The organism is Sporomusa sphaeroides DSM 2875, assembly GCF_001941975.2.
Lineage (GTDB): Bacteria > Bacillota > Negativicutes > Sporomusales > Sporomusaceae > Sporomusa > Sporomusa sphaeroides.
Map to the genome: position 1 here is coordinate 1 of NZ_CP146992.1, position 15,204 is coordinate 15,204.

Consider the following 15,204-nt stretch of genomic DNA (forward strand, 5'->3'; position numbering starts at 1 on the left):
ATGGCTAAAGTATATACTTTTGGAAATCGCAAAGGTGGTGTTGCTAAAACTACTACAACGGCAGCTTTATCTTATTTATTATCTCTGCGGGGATATCGTGTGTTAGCTACTGAAGTAGATAGTCAGGGACATTTGGCCGAAATGCTTACTTTGAAATCAAGTAAAGATTTTGCTGGTATGACGGTGTTTGAAGCAATCCAGGCAGGCAATGTAAAACCGTATGTTCACAATGTAACTGAAGGTCTCGACTTATTGCCTGCTAATAACTCGCTTGCGCAGCTGCAGGACTGGCTTTATAAAAAGGGTAATTTGCCCAGAAACGTGAGGCCGCAGGAAGCACTTAAAAGAGCTTTGGCACCTGTTCAGGAGGAATATGATTATATTCTGATTGATACGCCGCCTGCTTTGAATGATGAATTGATTAATGCTTTGACTGCAGCAACGCATATTATTGGGTGCACTGAGACTTCTAAGCCATCTATGACCGGCTTAATTAATTTTTTTGAAATCGTAAAGGAAGTTAAGGAAAGTGTTAATCCAGATTTGAGATTATGCGGCGTTTTAGCTACCATGCTGGACGCTAGGCGCACTGACGCACAGACTGTTTTATTGCGGTTGGAAATGGATTATGATAATTTGCTTTTTAAGACGATAATAAAACGCGGTGCAGCGATAGGCCGTTTGTACATGTTGGGTTTTGATGAAACAAAAAACCATGAATTGCATGCCGCGTTAAAGCAATTTATACCACTTGTTAAGGAGGTTTTGGAACGTGAGTAAACTAAGGGAATCTTTAAATAAGTCTTTGGAAGGATTACCGCAAAATACAAACGCAGCTGTGAAAGCTATCGTAAACCGCGGTGCAGCTGACGATAATTCTCAACCGAAGAATTTACAGACAGAGAAAAATCCGGTCCCTAAACTTAGTAAACCATTGAAGTTTTCGGATACGCATAAAAACGCATCTTTATTATTGCGAAATGATGTGATTAAGAATATTGATGATTTGGCAGAGGGCGCCGGAAAAGGCTTTAAGACAAAACTGGTAAATGAAGCATTAATCCGTATTTTAAAAGAATATGGAATTGAGTTACCCGATTACGGAGGGTAAGTTTATGGTGAGCAGGGTATTGATGATTTGTTTAGTTTGCTTGTTTTGTTGGGGGAGTATCTGCTTCGCAGATGAGAATGAACAAGAAGATTCAGAAGTTTACCGTTACTATGTTGTAATTTATAATGATGTGCTACGGGCGAACCCACAACATGGAGCTGTTTGGGCAGATTGGTCGGCCAGGGCGATTATATATTTTTGTCAAAAATGGCAGGTAAGTCCCTTGTTAGCTGCCGCGAATTTTCATATTGAAAGCAATTATACGATGGAATCTATATCTAAGACCGGTGCGCGTGGTGTTGCACAGCTTATGCCGGGTACGGCAAAAATGTTAGGGATAACGAATATTGACGATCCGATGCAAAATATTGAGGGTGGAATTATGTATTTGGCGCAGCAATTGGACACTTTTAGGCAGTATGGAGATATGCGTACTACTTATGCGATTGCAGCTTATAACGCTGGGCCGCAGGCGATAAAGGACTATCGCGGCTTACCACCTTACAGAGAAACGATAAATCACGTTGAGCGAGTCAGGGTGGTATTAGAACGGTTAGTTTTAGAGTATAACGGAATATAACAAAGGGAGTTTATTAGAACTAGGTGTAATGCCTAGTTTTTTTTATTTCGGTTATTCGGACGTCCAGCGGGGTTAGTGGCTTTTAGCCAGGCTTTCTGCTCGCCGTTTTTATTGGACAAAGGTAATCAATTTAGCACGGAAAGGTATGGGTGTATCAGATGGCTGCTTGTCGCCCTAAAGGTGTGTTGGCTGCTTTTTTTTAAAAGAGTTTTGGCCCCAGGGGGATACCCCCTGAAACCCCCGCTTTTTAAAAGTGAATTCCTTTGACATAAATGTAAACTTAAACCTAAACCTAAATCTAAACCATTATAAATTAAGTTATTCGGCAAATTTCTGCTGAATAACTTTGTTTGTTGTTGACACTTAAACTTGATTAACGTCTATTGACAATCAAATTGATTTATAGTATAATTAAATCAAGATAAAGATTGCAGGAGGTTAATATATGTACTTTCAAGATATTCACACTATCGACGAATTAAAAAAGGCTTATCGAAAATTAGCCTTTAAACATCATCCAGACCGTGGCGGCGATACTGAGATAATGAAGGCTGTAAATGCCGAGTATGAGCAGCTTTTTAAAAAGCTGAATGTGACTGATGAAGCCACCGGCAAAGCAAAATTCAATATGAATGACGGTTTCCGCGAAATGATTGATAAAATTATCAACTTGGACGGCCTGGAAATTGAAATCTGCGGCCTGTGGATATGGGTAAGCGGTAACACTAAAGGACATAAAGAAGCTTTGAAGGAAGCCGGTTTCTTTTGGGCAAGCAAGAAAAAAATGTGGTACTGGCGGCCAGAGGAAGGAAAGGTAAGATACAGCACCGGCATAACCGATATGGATTACATACGCAATATGTACGGTTCAGAAGCCATAAAGACAGTCATCAAAAAGGAAAAGGAAAAAGAGGGGCAGCTGCCTAGGAGGGGGACAGCGTAGGTTAAACTCATAAGGCCAGCCGGGAGCCTTATCCCGGCGATATAAGGAGGCGGCAAAGATGGAATTTGTAGAAAGATTGAATATGGATGCTGTAAGGAACGCCTGTATTAAAAACAATTTTTGTACACGGATGAACAATGAAGCGTATTCAAGCATGTTGATGGTTGCAGAAAGAGAAATCAATAGCCATGAGGAACTAATCGATGCTATAAAGGAAATGGCAAGCCGAATATATTCCTGTTCAGCAGACCCTAATAATTATTTAATGCTGGAAAATGTGACAGGTATCCTATTTAGAGAATGTGTCGATAGATTTGTAAAGTAAAGGGGCGAAATTAAAAAAATGAAAAAAGGCGATACCGTTTATACTCCAAGATTTTGCACTGTTGTAATTACCGAGGTTTACGAAGATCCTTGCAAAGCTTTTCAGGAGGGATACAAGGAGCCAACGCATTATGCTAAAGACCCTGAATATGAAATTCTAGGTAAAAATATTGGAGATAACCGAATGGCATTTGCGGCAATTCGAAAATAGCAGAATTTCGAGGGGAGAGATTAGCAATGTGGAAGATAACGAAGGATAAGATTTTTGATACCAGTATGGGCGAGCGGTCAGCTGTAGGGTTTTCTTCTCAAGATTATGATGGAAGGGCGCTGCCGTATCGATTCCGGATGTTGGACGATGATGGAGAAATTTATTATTATGGTCTTTCTAGTTCTGATAGCAGTTTTGCACCTCTTGATAGCTTCGGGATGCCAAATGCTGGTTGCACTATGATAGAGTATTATAATGTAAAAACAAAAAAGTGGGAAATTCTTTAGGTGTTAAGTCAGCCGGGACCGGTTCCCGGCTGACTATGGTAAGACTACTCTGGTGTATAAGCTGGTAATTATGTTATACTGTATTTATATATCAGGTAGCAAGGGAGGTTTTTATATGCGTCTGATAGAGCGTATTAAACAAGCGGAAGAAGAGATCGCCAGGGGTGAGGTTATAGAGTGGAAACCGGGAAGTACAGAGTTTACATTACCAAAGGATGCAAAAAAGACATTGACAAGACACCGTATCACATCCAAAAAGCGGTTAACAAAGCGTTTGAAGTTTTAAGTGCAGACCCTTACCATGGTATTAGAATAAAGCCGCTCAGTGGGGAGTTACAGGGATATTATAGGTATCGTATTAATGATTATCGGCTAATTTATCGGGTTGATGATAGTATAGTGACAATTTATGCTGTGGGTTTTGGGCCGCGTGGAGACATTTATAAATAGCAGGATAAACATTAACCGGCTTTAATTAGCCGGTTTTTTTATACTTGAGATAAGCAAGTTAAGTAAAAGAATACTTAACTTGCTTTATTTTTTTGAATAATACCTATTGACAATCAAGTTGATTTATATTATAATTAAATCAAGATAAAGATTGCAGGATATCAGTAGAAGGGGGGATGGATATTAATGTGGGAAACTGTGGCTTCGTTTTATGGTAGAGAGGATGCCATACAAGACGGTGTACTTGTTGATGTAACTAAAACTGCTAGGGAAGCTGGTTTTAAATTCCCGGTAGCGGTTACTCAGGCACTGTGGAACAATTATATTATTCCACATTCGACAATGAACGGACAATCAGAGCAGGAAAGGTTATGGGACGTTTTATATGTGGCTGCTCAATATGCAAAATATTCGAAAGATGATTCAATGTTTTTTGGAATTGATTTTCTTATGGGTACAGTTATAGAACAAGTTGATTTAAAGTTGCTGATTTTTCTGGGGGATAGAAGGGAGCCAGTTATTACGATCATGCTTCAACAGGAAGATTAAAATCAGTTGAGCTAGCATTTGGTTGATAAAAAGGATGTGAAATGGTAATGAATTTTGTAATTCAAATCATATATTGGCCTGCTAATGGGGGTGAGTACATTTTGTACGAATATCCGGCAGAAAAAATGATAGAAAGTGAAGCTTACAATAAATGCATTGAAATTGAGAATACCGAGCCTTTGTTGCCAAATGGTATATATTTTGATTATGGATGCATGTCAGCTAGTTATAGAAAGGAAGAACAACAGTCTAAAAAATGCCGGGCTTTCAATTTTGGTGTAATAGCTTTCGGGGATGGTAAAAAGGCAATTCCGGTACTTGATAAAGACCTTTTGGAACTCCTTCGGGGCAACAAGGTAGGCGAAGGGCTTCCGATAATCAAAAGTTGGTTAGCCGGTTGGCACAGTGCAAATATACTCGCCAACTAACAGCCAATAGAATAAATTTGTTTAAAATCAGGAGAATTTCGCGCAACAAACGACCTGTAAAAAGTTCAAAGGTAAAAAATGTAAAGTAGCAAGAGATATGCAGAATGGTTTGTAAATAATACAATGCGGTTATCACATTGCTAATGACCGGTAACTTAGACTATAATTTAAGATGGAATTTACTTTAGTGAGGTGTTTGTTGTGCGCGATGAGGAAAAAAATTGGGGAGGTAGTCGCGAGGGGGCTGGACGCGTTTCGGTAATCGAACGTAAAAATTTTTACTATCGTTTATCGGAAGCCGAGCATGTTATAGATAAGCAAGTCATTTCGGCATTTAAGAAAGTTGAAACAGAACTTATTAAAGAACTGGCAAAAGCTAGGAAATGCAAGCAATATGAGGTTGTGGAAGATGTTCATAGACAAATGTTACAAGCTAGAGAAAAAATTATGGATGCTGCCAAGGAAGCTATTATGTTAGAAAAAAATGTCATTAAGGATAGATTGTTAAATAGTTCATTTGAGAAAGTTTCTGATACACATTAGTAATCGCATCCTTTGGGGTGCGTTTTTTTTGCAAATTAATTATGTTCGGTTTATTCGGACGTCCAGCGGGTTTAGTGGCTTTTAGCTAGGCTTTTTGCTCGCCGTTTTTATTGGACAAAGGTAATCAATTGGGCATGGAGTTGGCTGCTTTTTTTTAAAAGAGTTCTAGCCCCAGAGGAGACCCCCTGAACCCCCCCGTTTTTTAAATGGGTGGATTCATAGCGATTTAAATGTAAACCTAAACATAAACCGTTTTAATTTAAGTTATTCAGCAAAAGTCTCTTTATAAAGGTAAATCTATAGGTTTACCTTTATAAAGAGACAAATGTAACAATTTTTTTGTTAAAAAAATATATATATTTTACACGATATATGTTATAATATAAGCAATAAATTACAATGGAGTTGTTGATCTTGAAACCTAAAAAAATAACTGCGTGGCACATGTCGACCAATTTGGACTATCGAGTTTGGCAAAATGATGAAAATAATTATTTTGTAAGCACTACAAAAACAATAGCTACCAAATTATTATTAAACCTATTTGATGAAGATACGGATAACAAAATGCATTATGGTCTAGTCCGTGAGATTTGGAACATAGGTAAAGTTAAAGCTGCTGAATATGCAAAGCAAATAATTGATGCAAGTATGGATGGATTTTTATCCGCTCCCGTTGCCGCGATTGCAATGTCTATACTTACGGATCAAGTTGGTTTTTTATATCCAGATGAGTTTTTAACTGAAAGGCTAGTCGGTAAAAAGCGATTACAATACTGGAAAGAATGCTTGGAAAAGTACACAGTTAATTATGAAGAACCTGCGATTTATGCCATTATGAATATGTGGGGAAATGATAACAAAGAATTACTTGTTTTTATCAAGGATAACCACAAAATTATAGACCGAATTATTAAAGACTGTGAATATTAGTTGTGGGGGGAGTCAAATAGATTGAATTGACTATAGTAAAAACTCTTAGAATCGCATAAAACCTAGAAAGTTAGAGTAGTCAAAATGGCTTTTACCCAGAATCAGAAGCTGGGGTCTCGGCATGAGCGCCAGGGCAAAATAATATAAGCAATTAGCTTAAAGCTTATTGCTTATAGTGGCCAGCCACTGGTGCCAGTACCGGCATCGAGGGGCCAGGATGAAGCCAAAAATAGGATTGCCAACGCAAAGGAGTGATTTCTATAAAACGTAGTACTATGGATAATATGTTTTATTGGTTCATCACAATATGGCTTATATTTTTTGCTTATTGTTTTCATGGATCATTCGGCAATATCTTTTTTAGGTAATGTCAAAATGGAAAAATTGGTTTGGGAGGATTAAGGATGACAAATGCATTAGCTCAAGTATTATTAGGTTCTTATATATTAGCTTCTATTATCGGCTTACTTTACATTGGGGTAGATAATTATATATATAAAATCAATAGCTTATTGATGAATAATTTACCGATGTTGGATTCTTTTGCATTAATTTCATATTTAAGCATTGGATTATTATTGTGCATCCTTGCATTTGTTCCGATTCGTAGAGGCAAATAAAGCTACGCGGCAGAGGTTGTCAAAATGGACTAGCCTACCTGGTTGCTTCCGGAATTAGGCCATTAAGAATCCCTGATTTATAAGGCTTTACAAAGCGTAATGGACGTGCTTGGCTACAAACATGGTCCCGGCCATGGCCGCGACACCCGGTGCGAGTCGGCACCGGCATCGAGGAGCCAGGGCGCAGCCGTCAAAATGAGTTTGGGAGGTTATAAAAATGCCTAAGCATATTCGCTGGCAAATCAACCTTAAAGTAGTCAAAATGGGATCGGAGGGATTTATATAAAACGTAGTACTATGGATAATATGTTTTATTGGTTTATCACAATATGCCTTATATATTTTGTTTATTGTTTTCATGAATCCTTCGGCAATATCTTCTTCAGGTAATAGTCAAAATGGTTGCTGCAGCTGTCCAGCGGTACCGGCACCAGAGCTACCGGCGCGGATCAGCAGCATGATGCCGGGATATAGTGGTATATGTACCAGCCAGGCGCTGCCGGCCGAAGATCCGGACGTGATACATATACCAAAGCGCCGAGCAGCTGCCGCAAGAAGATCCTGATATATATCTTGCGTTGCCGCTCATGACCGGGACCCTGGCACGGTCCGACACCGGCATCGAGGGACCAGGGCGTAGACGATCAAACAATGCTAGGAGATGAATTTAATGCGTAAAGTTATTAATCAGAAATTATATGATACTAATACAGCTGAAATTATTTATAAAAAAATCTACGAGTTACCTCCTAAGTGGAAAGTCTTAATCGCTAGTTTCTTTTCTGGATATAATACCATGTTTTATGTAGGAAAGGCTGCCCTTACTCCCATGGACGGCTATACCTTAATTAAGAGAATTAGTAAAAAGGAATTATATAAGACGGAAAAAGATAATTATTTTTTATTGACATCATATGTTAAAAATAAAGAAGAGCAAATAACTCCTATGAGTATTGAAGATACGAAAAACTTTCTTTTAGGAGAAAGTGAAGATGCGTATATATCAGAATTTGGCAAACTAGAGGAAGCCTAAAGTATAGTCAAAATGGTGCCGGTCTCGGACATGAGCGCCGTAACGCATAAGGAGGAATAAATAATGCTTGGAAATACCGACGAAGAATATGAAATTGAACACTTACAAACCTCAACTGGTATTGTGTTTGAACTAGAAAAGGATACTGAATTACCGAATGGTGATAAGGTAAACGTTATACGCATTACTAAAGGCAAAGATTCAAATTCCTACATAGTGACCGTACAAAGAGGTCTGCCACCGTTCCATATAGTGGTCTATAACCCGGCGTATGTATTCTTTGATGTAAGTGTTACATTAGATTAAACTATCGGTGTCAAAATGGAAATGGAGGGGTTTAGATGTTAAGCCATCAGGAAATTGATAAACTGGCTGAAGAATACGCACAGACTTGGCGTGATCCCGGCCCCAAATTTATAGAATCAATAAAACGTAATGCCCAAAAATTAATTGGAAGTCTTGGGGATGTGGAATTAACTGATAAGGAAATAAGATCTTTACTTTGGATATCATCGTGCGAGAATCAAACCGTAGATAACCTAATAAGTGCCATTAATAAGGCAAAAGCAAGTGTCAAGGCGTAGTCAATTTGGTTGCGGTCCCGGCCATGAGCGCCAGGGTGCTGCCGATCAAACTGGAAAAGGAAGGGATAAATAATGTACAAAGCAATAATCAGTTTAGATAAAAATGCAGATTATGAATTTTCAACCATTACCGGTGAATCGCCTACCGGATTAGAAGTCCACAATTCAACTGCAGGCATTATCGTAACAGCTGATGAAATGTTTCTTGTCTCAATTTTTTATAATGGTCATAGTGTCGCTGTAGTGACAGGCATAGATTGTGGTGAATGGCCTAAAGGAACAGGAGTTAGTCTTTCAAATTATAGGTAGTCAAAATGGCTGCAGCTGCAGCGACGGTACCTGCGCGGACCGGTACTGGCATTGAGGGACCAGGCGCTGCCGGTCATTGAATTGGAGGAAAGAAAGCGGATATGAGATATTTCATAATAGTACTAATGAATATACTTTTATCTTACTTAGCATGGTTACTTTACAATCATGTAGCACAATTTCAATTTACAATTGCTTTTTTAGGCGGAGCAATAACTGCGATATTAACCTATTGTAATATACCGGGCATGATGTCAAAATGGGAGGGAGCGAAAGTCCGTGATTGAAATAAACAAATGCCATGTTTGTGGGTCAGAAAGAATCGTAAAAGATGTAAAAAATGCTAGCGGAGGTTCAAGCTTAAATAGTTGCTTTTTATGGTGGTATGAAACTGTTAAAAGTACTAGTTTTTTTTCACGTAAAGAAAACTATGAGAAAGATGTACATTATGCTCCTGTTCATGCTTCGGTATGTAGAGACTGTGGGACAGTTAGATTTTATGTTAATGACGGCGACCAAGAATGGATGATAGCGGAATGATAGGACTTGTAGTCAAACTGGTTAAGGGTATCGGCACTAGAGCCACCGGCGCGGATCAGCTCCATGGGCAGGGCAGTTCTTTTGCTCAATTTAATTCAGTAGTCAAAATGCCGGGAGCTGCCGCAAGGAGAACCTAGGGGGCAGCCGGTAACCAGGTATTCTGGAAAAACATGATAAAAGGTAGCACTGGCCAATGCAGATGCTAAAGATGATATTGGAGGAATTTTACTAATGTTAAAACGCATAATTGAATTTATTTTAAATTTTATAGCCGCATCGCCATTGCTTGGCCGTCGAGGCCGATATTTACTTTATCGACTTTGCGGTTGCAATATAAAGACAAAAAGGATTAGTCCAGAATGCATTATTACTAGCAATAGGATTAGCATTGGGAAACATACTTATATTAATTATCGTTGCATCTTCGATAATGAAGATCACATTGAAATTGGGGAGCATTGCTTTCTTGCCCAAGAAGTTCTACTTGCCGGGGCTACCCACCCAATAACAAATCGTACTTATTGTAGAGCTGGTAAAGCTTATGGACTTCCGATAAGAATAGGCAATGGTTGTTGGATAGGAGCAAGAGTAACCGTTTTGGCCGGTGTAACAATTGGGGAAGGAACTGTTATAGCGGCAGGCTCATTAGTAAATAAAGATTGTGAGCCAAATAGTCTTTATGCAGGAGTTCCGGCAAAAAAAATAAAAGATTTGCCTTTAAATGGTCGGGAGGTTACTTCATGAAAAAGAAGGTAACAAATGTTCAGTGTCCTCTATGTTTACAGGTACATGGTAAAACGGTTAGACCATATTCCCTGTAGCCTACTGGACCGGTACCAGCACCAGAGCCACCGGCGCGGATCGTCGGAGCCAGGGCACATAATAACATAACAGGAGCATTCCTGTAACGAACAAAAAAGAGTTTTGAACAAAAAAGTACCTCCTGTTAGAATACAGGGTGTAAGGCTTCTGCAGAGCTTACCCCGAAATAATCAAAACTAACAGTGGAGGTACCTAAGATGAAGTGTAACCAAAATCAAAGAATTTTGCAAGTATCAGAAGCAGTACTGATTGTCGGAATAGATGTGGCCAGTGAAATACATTACGCCCGTGCGTTCGATAATCGCGGACTTGAACAAGCCAAGGTATTCCACTTTACCAATGACTTAGAAGGATTTAAAGCCTTTACGAAATGGGCTGAAGCAATCCGATTAAAGGCTGGTAAAGAGGGAGTCATCGTTGGACTGGAACCTACTGGGCACTATTGGTTTAACCTTGCTCAATATAGTAAGGGTCATCGCATGAAGATTGTGCTGGTGAACCCGTTTGCAGTGAAACGGAGTAAGGAACTGGACGACAATAATCCAACCAAGAATGACCGGAAAGACCCCAAAACGATAGCATTGTTAGTCAAGGATGGCCGATACATGGAACCGTATATCCCCGAAGGGGTATATGCTGAGCTGCGAACAGCGATGAATACGCGCTGGCAGATAGTGAAGAGCCTCAACGGAATCAAAAATCAAATTAACCGATGGCTGAGAATCTACTTTCCAGAGTTTTTACGAGTATTCGCTGACTGGGAAGGCGTGGCAGCGCAAGTCATATTGCATGAGATCCCAACACCGGCGCAGATCATTGAAAAAGGTGTCGAAGGAATAGTGGCACGATGGAAGCAAGATAAGATTCGTGCAGTCGGCAAAAAACGTGCCCAAAACCTTGTAGAAGCGGCGCAAAGCAGCACAGGAATAAGCGATGGACACATGGCTGCAACTATGGAACTTAGTATTCTCCTTGAGGATTATGCCAGAAAGAGCAAGCAATATGAAACGGTCATGGAATTGGTAGAAAAGCTGGTTGAGCAAATACCAAGCGTTGATAAGTTACTAAAGATCAAAGGTCTAGGCTTGGTAACCATAGCAGGTTTTCTTGCTGAAGTTGGCGATATCAGCCGATTCTCCCATCCGAAGCAGATACAAAAGTTTGCAGGGCTAAACCTCAAGGAAAACAGCTCGGGCAAGCACAGAGGTAAGATGACCATTAGCAAAAGAGGGCGAAAGCGACTGCGCGCCATACTGTTTCGAGCCATGCTGCCATTAGTAGCTAAAAATGCTGAATTTCGAACTATACATGGTTACTATACAACTCGTAAAAATAACCCGTTGAAGAAGATACAATCGCTAATATTGCTGTGCTGTAAACTGATCCGAGTTATCTATGCTGTACTAACGAAGGGAATTGGGTATGAAGCCGAAAAGCTGCTTTGCGATATGAAAAAAGCAGAACTACTAGCAGTCTAAAACGAGAAGATTCTACTGTAACGAGAATAGCACATTGACAAGACGAGCCGGGATAGTTGCTAATTTTTCCATTAGGGCATAGACCCCGTCGAGGAGCAAACCAAACATCCACCATGCGGATAGGCAGAACGAGGGAATTTAGGGCTGGCATTATGCTAAGACCCCGTGAGACATAGGAGGGTAGCCACCGCAGGTTATGTGGATTCCAAATAGGCCGCAATAATCTGCTTTTTTAACCTGATAGTACTCAGGCTGTAGAGGTTATCCCCTTTTTTATCTTTTTCGGTTCCCCAATTCTTCATATCCCATAAAGACGAGTCTTAAATATGTGAAATGCTATGTAAAACTGAGAATTAAAGAGATTCTTTAAGATTATTGAAGGAGGTAACAATATGAATCTTCAAATTGATTATGATGAGTTAATGAATTTAATCAAAGAAGGGATACTTCAAAATAATAAAGATGAAATTATTGGCTTACTTTTACAAAAAGGTTTAATTAACACATGTAATCAAGAGAACTGGGATAAACAAGCATACTCATATTTAGATTCAGTAGCTTATAGCATAATAATTAGTCTCAAAAAGCATTTTAAGGACGAATTAAAAATTATTGAAGAAGATGCTGAAATTATGACAATTTTATCTGAGCTTTCTTGATTTTTAATGTAGTCAAATCGGCTGCAGTTGCAGTCGATGGTCTCGGTCATGGCCGCAACCACCAGCACGAGGAAGCAGTGTGCAGTCAGACAAAATGAGTAGGGAGGGTTTCAGTGGAGAATATCTCAAAGAAAATCAGTCTTCTAGGTATGGCTGGAATTACCATCTATTTGTATTATCAATTTGCTTTCAACGAATCAATGCAAGATGCAATGAGCAATGTCGTAATAGTTGTTTTGCTTTACAATTGCCTTTTAATTATAGGTGGCAATATAAAGCACCGTAGAAGTAGTAAGGCCGATATTGCTCTCTGTTTCATTGCTTTTGTAATGGCATCAGCAGGTACTTATTGGTGGTTACAAATTAAGGGTTTTATATAATAACTGGTGGAGGAATTTTGATGATACCAACAGAGATTATTAAAATTATTGAGTATGGGATTAAGGGTAATACCGAGGCTGTACGAGCCTATGCCGGGGTTTATGCTAATAAGTGTAATGAGATTGATAAAAAGCGTATTATGGACGTGCTTAATGGTACGAAAAGCGACTTAAGCGTGTGTTTAGATTCGCGTCCTGTAGAATAGTCAAACTGGTTAGGAGGGATAAAATGTATCAAATATCTTTTAGCCTTGTAAAAGGACTGGAACTTAAATGTACCGCTATAGGCCGCGATGTAGAACCGGAAGGCTTGGATATAGAAGGTAAGGAAAATGGCGATTCAGCGTTGCCTATGGTTTACTACAGCATTAAAGCTAAAGAAAGTTTTACGATTACGATTAAAACATCTGATGGCAGTAAGTTAATAGGCTTTTTTTATTCGTCCGAATAGCGTGCAAAATGGGTACCAGTCATGAGCGGCAGGGCACTGCCGCTCACTGGTGCCCGGCACAAGAGCTATCGGCACGGATCAACGCCATGGACAGGCCAGTAATGATATATTTATCAATCAGTATCACAGTACTGATTTACTTAAAGTAAAAAAGCTCACTCCCCAACCAAAATGGCTAAGAGTAAGCTTTGTTTATATGTTTTTGTCTTAGGCTTATCATTTGTAAAACAAATACACCCTGTGTATAGGTTACACCTTCAAGTTAATAGCAAAATAACAATTTCAATACATCTAATGTATGACAAAATAATACTACTGAATTCCATTTTTGTCAAGCACAATAGAATTATAAGTAATGATTTGGCGTTTACCCGAACGCTAGACCTAATGGTAAGGCTGGAAGGCGAATTGGGAGTAATAACGTGGATGAATGGATAAAACCGATATATCTAGCAACCGGCAACCAGATCATTCCGGAAAAAATATGATAAATGTAGCATTGGCCAACGCAGCTGCAGGTATTAAACATGATAAAATATCTACGATGGTTCTTATGTCGGTATTTGATTTATTCAGACGTCCAGCGGGTTTAGTGGCTTTTAGCCAGGCTTTCTGCTCGCCGTTTTTATTGGACAAAGGTAATCAATTGGGCATGGAAAGGTACATATTGTATCAGATGGATACTTGCTGCCCTAAAGGTGTGTTGGCTGCTTTTTTTTAAAAGAGTTCTAGCCCCAGGGGGAGACCCCCTGAAACCCCCGTTTTTAAATAAATATTGAATAATATCAATTGACAATCAACTTGATTTATGTTATGATTAAATCAAGTAAAAGTTGTCATATAAGCAGGGAAGCGCAAGTATCGGCCCGAAAGGAGAATTTGATCGATGACTCCGGATGAATTAGTTAAAGATGCTCTTGAAAATCCTTTTATTGAAAAAAGTGTCAAATTACCACAAGGAGCTTTAAATCTACTACTTGATATAGCCGCGAATAAATTAGAAGCAAAGGATGCAATTAATATTCTTTATTCTAAAATTGAAGATTGGCGCAAAGAATACCCTTATTGGTTTTGGCATGGTCAGGTAATTGAAGATAAAACAAATCACTATTGCTATCAAGGAACGGATACCATTATTAATCAATATGGTATCAAATATAAAAAACTATTGTTAACTGTTCAGGTTTTTGTCGGTGTTGCTACGATCCTAGCTCAGAAAAGATAATTTGAAATGGTATCGACATTTAAGTGGAGAATATTAAATAATAAAATGACCGCAGTCAGGACCGGCTGACAGGTGAAAGGAAATGTGAAATGGAAATAAAATTAGTGCAAACAGAGCGCAAGTTCGAATCATCTTGCATTTTTGGAGGTATAGAATTTAATGGGGTTGACTACGCCATACATAGCATGGAACGTGCAAGAACAGGAGCAGTTCAGGATATTTTATATAAAATTAGCAATGTTGAACACAATGACGGTTTGAAATTTGAATATAATTTGCAAGAAAAAACTTGGGAACTGGTCAAGTACAACGAAGTATACGCACCAAAAAGAGGGTTGTATCCTGGTCGTACAGTTGTAGGATCTGGAAAAATAAAAATAACAGAGGTAGTTGCTGCACCTATTATTTCGCCCGAATTGTTACTCTTGGTTAAGGAAATTAGAAAGGAAATGCAAAGTAATCATTTTTTAGTTGTTTGTGATAATGGCGATTTTTGGGGTACACAAGCATCTGTATCAGCGGTTCTTTCTGGTGGTGGTAAATCATATATCTTCCGTTGTGTAGACCTAACATATGAACAGAGTGCGTACAATCTTATTCCTGGCCAAGAGTCATTTTTAAACATTGAAGAAATTGCTAAAGAAGTTTTCCGGCTAAAAGGTGTCAAATAAGGAGGAACTAAAAAAGTAGACCGCAAAATTAGCAGTCTACTTTATCTACACCTTGTGTATGGGGTATACTCAA

At 39.0% G+C, this 15,204-nt stretch carries 29 protein-coding genes; all 29 read left to right on the top strand.

The features are described 5' to 3' along the window. Positions 1–780, top strand: coding sequence for a ParA family protein (locus SPSPH_RS23065; protein WP_075758141.1), 780 nt, complete (start codon positions 1–3; stop codon positions 778–780). Then, a complete protein-coding gene (locus tag SPSPH_RS23070) occupies positions 773–1,111 on the top strand; it encodes a hypothetical protein (RefSeq protein ID WP_075758142.1) in 339 nt (112 codons plus the stop codon). Before SPSPH_RS23065 ends, SPSPH_RS23070 begins: the two co-directional genes overlap by 8 nt. Before the next feature lie 22 nt (positions 1,112–1,133). Next, positions 1,134–1,691 (top strand): lytic transglycosylase domain-containing protein, encoded by a 558-nt coding sequence (locus tag SPSPH_RS23075; RefSeq protein WP_158027122.1) that lies wholly within the window; start codon positions 1,134–1,136, stop codon positions 1,689–1,691. A 445-nt stretch (positions 1,692–2,136) separates the two neighbouring features. After that, positions 2,137–2,634 (top strand): DnaJ domain-containing protein, encoded by a 498-nt coding sequence (locus SPSPH_RS23080; RefSeq protein ID WP_075758144.1) that lies wholly within the window; start codon positions 2,137–2,139, stop codon positions 2,632–2,634. A 58-nt stretch (positions 2,635–2,692) separates the two neighbouring features. After that, complete coding sequence (locus tag SPSPH_RS23085) at positions 2,693–2,959, top strand: hypothetical protein (protein ID WP_075758145.1); 267 nt, start codon at positions 2,693–2,695, stop codon at positions 2,957–2,959. A gap of 18 nt (positions 2,960–2,977) precedes the next feature. Continuing rightward, entirely contained in the window at positions 2,978–3,169 is a 192-nt protein-coding gene (locus tag SPSPH_RS23090; protein WP_075758146.1) for a hypothetical protein, read from the top strand. A 26-nt stretch (positions 3,170–3,195) separates the two neighbouring features. Further along, entirely contained in the window at positions 3,196–3,456 is a 261-nt protein-coding gene (locus tag SPSPH_RS23095) for a hypothetical protein (RefSeq protein WP_075758147.1), read from the top strand. A gap of 115 nt (positions 3,457–3,571) precedes the next feature. Then, the gene (locus SPSPH_RS23100) at positions 3,572–3,742 is read left to right on the top strand and encodes a hypothetical protein (protein WP_181382957.1); all 171 of its coding nucleotides are present in this window, start codon (positions 3,572–3,574) and stop codon (positions 3,740–3,742) included. Further along, positions 3,706–3,906: a type II toxin-antitoxin system RelE/ParE family toxin gene (locus SPSPH_RS23105; protein WP_338738346.1), complete on the top strand. Its 201-nt coding sequence runs from the start codon at positions 3,706–3,708 to the stop codon at positions 3,904–3,906. Before SPSPH_RS23100 ends, SPSPH_RS23105 begins: the two co-directional genes overlap by 37 nt. 186 nt (positions 3,907–4,092) lie before the next feature. Then, on the top strand, positions 4,093–4,455 hold the full coding sequence (locus SPSPH_RS23110; protein WP_075758148.1) for a DUF6573 family protein: 363 nt from the start codon (positions 4,093–4,095) through the stop codon (positions 4,453–4,455). Between the two features lie 47 nt (positions 4,456–4,502). After that, entirely contained in the window at positions 4,503–4,883 is a 381-nt protein-coding gene (locus SPSPH_RS23115) for a hypothetical protein (protein ID WP_075758149.1), read from the top strand. Positions 4,884–5,084: 201 nt separating this feature from the next. Continuing rightward, entirely contained in the window at positions 5,085–5,426 is a 342-nt protein-coding gene (locus SPSPH_RS23120) for a hypothetical protein (RefSeq protein WP_075758150.1), read from the top strand. 414 nt (positions 5,427–5,840) lie between these two features. Further along, entirely contained in the window at positions 5,841–6,359 is a 519-nt protein-coding gene (locus SPSPH_RS23125) for a hypothetical protein (RefSeq protein WP_075758151.1), read from the top strand. Positions 6,360–6,763: 404 nt separating this feature from the next. Further along, positions 6,764–6,979, top strand: a complete 216-nt coding sequence (locus tag SPSPH_RS23130; RefSeq protein ID WP_075758152.1) for a hypothetical protein — start codon at positions 6,764–6,766, stop codon at positions 6,977–6,979. Positions 6,980–7,649: 670 nt separating this feature from the next. Continuing rightward, entirely contained in the window at positions 7,650–8,012 is a 363-nt protein-coding gene (locus SPSPH_RS23135) for a hypothetical protein (RefSeq protein WP_075758153.1), read from the top strand. 63 nt (positions 8,013–8,075) lie between these two features. Beyond that, positions 8,076–8,318 (top strand): hypothetical protein, encoded by a 243-nt coding sequence (locus SPSPH_RS23140; protein WP_075758154.1) that lies wholly within the window; start codon positions 8,076–8,078, stop codon positions 8,316–8,318. A 35-nt stretch (positions 8,319–8,353) separates the two neighbouring features. Next, positions 8,354–8,596, top strand: a complete 243-nt coding sequence (locus SPSPH_RS23145; protein WP_075758155.1) for a hypothetical protein — start codon at positions 8,354–8,356, stop codon at positions 8,594–8,596. A gap of 72 nt (positions 8,597–8,668) precedes the next feature. Next, a complete protein-coding gene (locus SPSPH_RS23150) occupies positions 8,669–8,905 on the top strand; it encodes a hypothetical protein (protein ID WP_075758156.1) in 237 nt (78 codons plus the stop codon). Positions 8,906–9,184: 279 nt separating this feature from the next. After that, positions 9,185–9,445: a hypothetical protein gene (locus SPSPH_RS23155; RefSeq protein ID WP_143559051.1), complete on the top strand. Its 261-nt coding sequence runs from the start codon at positions 9,185–9,187 to the stop codon at positions 9,443–9,445. After that, on the top strand, positions 9,442–9,582 hold the full coding sequence (locus SPSPH_RS23160) for a hypothetical protein (protein ID WP_158027123.1): 141 nt from the start codon (positions 9,442–9,444) through the stop codon (positions 9,580–9,582). Before SPSPH_RS23155 ends, SPSPH_RS23160 begins: the two co-directional genes overlap by 4 nt. Before the next feature lie 94 nt (positions 9,583–9,676). Further along, a complete protein-coding gene (locus SPSPH_RS23650; protein ID WP_083945762.1) occupies positions 9,677–10,189 on the top strand; it encodes an acyltransferase in 513 nt (170 codons plus the stop codon). 275 nt (positions 10,190–10,464) lie between these two features. Further along, positions 10,465–11,745, top strand: coding sequence for an IS110 family transposase (locus tag SPSPH_RS23170; protein WP_075758159.1), 1,281 nt, complete (start codon positions 10,465–10,467; stop codon positions 11,743–11,745). Between the two features lie 392 nt (positions 11,746–12,137). After that, positions 12,138–12,404, top strand: coding sequence for a hypothetical protein (locus SPSPH_RS23175; RefSeq protein WP_075758160.1), 267 nt, complete (start codon positions 12,138–12,140; stop codon positions 12,402–12,404). Between the two features lie 113 nt (positions 12,405–12,517). After that, the gene (locus SPSPH_RS23180) at positions 12,518–12,784 is read left to right on the top strand and encodes a hypothetical protein (protein ID WP_075758161.1); all 267 of its coding nucleotides are present in this window, start codon (positions 12,518–12,520) and stop codon (positions 12,782–12,784) included. 20 nt (positions 12,785–12,804) lie between these two features. Next, complete coding sequence (locus SPSPH_RS23185; protein WP_075758162.1) at positions 12,805–12,990, top strand: hypothetical protein; 186 nt, start codon at positions 12,805–12,807, stop codon at positions 12,988–12,990. A gap of 23 nt (positions 12,991–13,013) precedes the next feature. Continuing rightward, a complete protein-coding gene (locus tag SPSPH_RS23190) occupies positions 13,014–13,235 on the top strand; it encodes a hypothetical protein (RefSeq protein ID WP_075758163.1) in 222 nt (73 codons plus the stop codon). Between the two features lie 430 nt (positions 13,236–13,665). After that, a complete protein-coding gene (locus SPSPH_RS23195) occupies positions 13,666–13,956 on the top strand; it encodes a hypothetical protein (RefSeq protein ID WP_075758164.1) in 291 nt (96 codons plus the stop codon). Between the two features lie 165 nt (positions 13,957–14,121). Further along, positions 14,122–14,460, top strand: coding sequence for a hypothetical protein (locus tag SPSPH_RS23200; RefSeq protein WP_075758165.1), 339 nt, complete (start codon positions 14,122–14,124; stop codon positions 14,458–14,460). An 89-nt stretch (positions 14,461–14,549) separates the two neighbouring features. Next, positions 14,550–15,131 (top strand): hypothetical protein, encoded by a 582-nt coding sequence (locus tag SPSPH_RS23205; protein WP_075758166.1) that lies wholly within the window; start codon positions 14,550–14,552, stop codon positions 15,129–15,131. Positions 15,132–15,204: the final 73 nt, after the last annotated feature.